The 2,610-nt window shown below is 52.7% G+C and carries 1 protein-coding gene; it reads left to right on the top strand.

Annotated elements, in window-relative coordinates:
* Window positions 1–2,610: stalk domain-containing protein (locus tag SMC5_RS10110; protein WP_207799223.1), on the top strand; the 2,610-nt coding region annotated here is incomplete at both ends.

Here is a 2,610-nt window from a genome sequence, read left to right as displayed (position 1 = left end):
GCGGATGGAAAGGACTCCAGGGTCACAACACCACGGGGCACTGGACCATTGAGCTCATCGGGGACCGATATTGGTTTGTAACCCCGGAGAACAATGTACTGTGGGTTCTCGGAGATCAGCACTGCACTCCCGGACCTGTCTGGCAAGACTGCCCCGCTCTTGGCTATGCCCCAACTTGGCTCGTGAACGAAGCGAAGTATTCCTCTACGGATGCTTGGGCGAACAAGCAGCTTGAACGCTCACAGGATTGGGGGTTCAACAGCACGCTGATCATGGAGAATGCTCCGAAAATAGCTGGTATGTCGAGGTTTTTGCTGTTGGATATGAACTGGTTGACAGGAGCATACGGAGTACCACGGGCAGCCACGTTCTTTGTCGATGTGTTCGATGCTCGCTACGCTGTCGCATGTGTCAATAAAGTTGAAAAAGAGGTAGGACCCCTGGCCGATGACCCGTGGACAATTGGTGTGTACTTGGGGAACGAACAGGAATGGAATGGCGACAGTAACGACCCGATCGGATTGCCCAACGTATTCATAGGGTTGCCTTCCACTACAGCTGGAAAACAGTATTGGGTCAACACATTTCTCAAGACGCGCTATCCAACAGTCGATAACTTGAACAATGTTTATGGGACCCAGTTCCATTCCTGGGATGACGTGCTTCAGTGCACAAGTATTGCCGACAACTCAACGTACCCCCAGATCCACAAGGACAAGGTCGATTTTTCCAAAGATATTGCGGATGCCTATTACAAACCACTCGCCGCAGCCGTACGCAAAGTAGCTCCACGCTTGCTCGTACTCTCGGAACGGTTCCTGCCCCAGGACTTCACGCAATACCTGGACTACAACGAGCAGATATGGAAGGCTGCGGGCCAGTACTGTGACGTATTCTGCGCCAACAGCTACTTAGACTACGTCGCGCTTGAGAAGACGGATCATATCATCTCGGATATGGCGAAAGCATCTGGCAAGCCAATCCTCATCACCGAGCATTCATACATTGCAAACGATACGAGCCTTCCGACGTATGACAACTCCTGGCTTGGGGGAAACAGGGTCGCCACTCAGTCGGATAGAGCACATGCCTACGTTGACTATCTCAATGGACTCCTGTCGATGAAAGTGCAGGGATCCTCTGGACAATCGGTCAACCCATTCCTGGGAATCGTATGGCACAAATGGTACGATGACCCGGCGCTGGGAACAGGGTCAGCAAATGGTGAGCACTACAATTTCGGTCTCCTGGACGGAATGGATGAAGCTTACACTCCCCTGACCGATGTCATGAAGACCGCCAACAGCCAAGTCTATAATGCGATCACTCATTCAACGCCAATCACCGTATTGCCAGCACCCGGACCTCTTGCTCCGGTAAATGGCTATACGGTTGGAAATGGGGCAACATTCTCCTGGGAATCCGTTCAAGGTGCTTCTTCCTACACACTCCTGATCTCTCCGGAGAAGACCTTCCCTGATGGACAGACAATCCGCATCGATAGCATCCAAGGAACAAGCTACACGTTTACGTCGCCTCTTGCCCAGGGGCACTGGTGGTGGACCGTCCGAGCGAACGAACAGGGCACTGGATACGGGGGTTACTACGCTCAGGCAAGTGAATTCATAATCAAGAACTTAGCGGGACAGCTTGATGCGGGACTCAGTCTCGAACAGTTGAACCGCGTCAGCTTCGAAGACACCCGCAATGTCGGTGGGTCTGCCTCGTCATATGCATTCCTTGATACAACAGTGAAAAATCAGGGAGACTCTTCTGTTCGATGTGTGTTCACCGAATGGGCTTGGAGCAAGACTGGGAGCACTGGACGCAATGATGCGAGCGTGCTTCTTGACTGTACAGGAGCAGCAGCACCTTGGAAAGGGCTGGCTCTTACTGTCTGTCCAACGAACTTCTGCGATACGACGGGCAAATTCATCCCGTCGGGCGGACACCTGACAGCAAGTCCCGAGGACTGTTATACAAACGGGGAAATTGTCCCGTCCAGCAAGTACCTGCGGCTGCGCGTATGGGACCAAAACGGCAAGTTGTTCCTGGACCGGCCACTTGACCCTCAAGGAACGTTGCCAACCGGAAAGTGGAGTACGATCACTATACCATTTGGAATGTATGGGTCACAGAATGTCTCGGCGATTGCCCTCACTCTCGTCACCGGTCAGGACAAAATCGCGTGCGATCAGCGGTTGACCATCAATGTCGACAGCATCGTGCCACTTACGAATCAGAACATCATGATTCTTCAGGTGGGCAAAGCCATGTTCACCGTCAACGGTGCCTCGAAGACTCTTGATTCTCCTCCCGTCATCAAAAACGGCAGGACCCTTGTCCCAATCCGTGCAATCATCGAAGCCCTCGTGGGAACCGTTGCCTGGGATGCAACCACGAAGAAAGCAACAGTGACGCTTGGGAAGAAGACCATCGCTCTCTGGATCGGGAAGAGTCTCGCGAGCGTCAATGGCGTATCGATGCCGATCGATGCAACAGATGCCAGTGTCGTCCCTGAAATCATCAACAGCAGGACCATGCTTCCGTTGAGATTTGTGACTGAGAATCTTGGCGCAACGGTTGTCTGGGATCAGAATACACAGACGA

Source organism: Candidatus Cryosericum odellii (genome assembly GCF_003570935.1).
In the GTDB taxonomy this organism is placed as follows: Bacteria; Caldisericota; Caldisericia; order Cryosericales; family Cryosericaceae; genus Cryosericum; species Cryosericum odellii.
The sequence above is the reverse complement of the archived record's forward strand: the minus strand, read 5'-3'. Positions and strand labels throughout refer to the sequence as shown.